A 1,060-nucleotide genomic window follows, 5' to 3' on the forward strand; every position below is an offset into this window, starting at 1 on the left:
AAGCAAGGTGCTTTGACCTCGGTGTTCACCCTGGATAAACCGTTTCATGGGATTCCCTTGCAATGAAATTCTTAGAAACTATAGCAAGGGTTTGTCCTGGCGTTTTTACACACTCTGGGCCAGAAGCGGACCTCTCCAGAGGCTAACAATTGTTGAGAACAGCTTCTTCGATTTTCCCCAATATTAAAGGAGTGAGCATGCCACTGATCTTGCAAGCGCCTGAACGCGTAAAACCTATTTGACCTTTTATCATGTTATAGGTGACTTCGTACGAAGCTGCATCAACGGTGAAGTTAGCTACATCGATCAGAGAGATACTCGCCGGATCGATGCCTTCTTTAGACACTAAATCAAGTCGAGCAAGAGCGCGGGCCGACGGGATCACACCGGAGAGCTTCAGGCTCGTGAGCTTCCGAGTGGAAAACCCTTCAAGCGCTACCCTTACCAGCTCGTCACGTATGACGATTTGCTCACAAGCGAATCCAAATCCAACCGACTTTTCTAGCGCGTTTAATATTTCCCGCAATGACCTCGCAGGGTTCTCAAACCGGAAAATAATGAAGGGCCCAGCGATTACGGTGACAGACTGAGAGTTCACGGTCGCTACCTGCCGGTACTCAGTATTCCCTTCACTATCCACATGGATAGCGCTAATTGTCGAAGGCCAGATGTAGCGAAAGGATTCCGCGCTTTCGTCCACTAAGAACCCAGTTGCACTATCAGGCTCATATCCCGCTTCTCTTAGCTTCGTAAACACGGCGTCAATAGAGCCAGGGAGGCGAACCTTGTACCACTTGTAGCGTGAGATCATTGGCTGTTACCCGGTTTGGAGTGCTCCGCCTTCAACTTTTGCATCTGCTCCCGAGCGGTTTTCTCTATTAGGCGCGACATAGCATCAATTTCAGATTTAAGCGGAGCGCGCTTTTTACCCAAGGCGGCGGCAAAAACTGAGTGCAACACCTGACCTTTCCGGTACGGTGCTGCCCTATGTCTTATTCCGAACTCAGCGTTGCAGAGCGTGCCACCATTCAAGTTAGTCATGCCCAAGGCCTCAGCTTGC

Annotated in this window: 2 protein-coding genes; both read right to left on the bottom strand. The window is 50.0% G+C overall.

From position 1 onward, the window contains the following. Positions 1–142: 142 nt before the first annotated feature. Positions 143–811 carry a hypothetical protein gene (locus EF096_RS20170; RefSeq protein ID WP_123891524.1) on the bottom strand — a complete coding sequence of 223 codons (669 nt, stop codon included), beginning with the start codon at positions 809–811 and terminating at the stop codon, positions 143–145. Continuing rightward, positions 808–1,060 (bottom strand): hypothetical protein (locus EF096_RS20425; protein WP_218565823.1); only part of this gene is annotated, 253 nt, incomplete at its 5' end. The genes EF096_RS20170 and EF096_RS20425, both read right to left, overlap by 4 nt.

This window comes from Pseudomonas neustonica (assembly GCF_003797945.1).
Lineage (GTDB): Bacteria > Pseudomonadota > Gammaproteobacteria > Pseudomonadales > Pseudomonadaceae > Halopseudomonas > Halopseudomonas neustonica.

Bases quoted from the DNA above. Each gene is read 5' to 3' on its own strand.
- EF096_RS20170 (WP_123891524.1), bottom strand. From the start codon at position 811: ATGATCTCACGCTACAAGTGGTACAAGGTTCGCCTCCCTGGCTCTATT.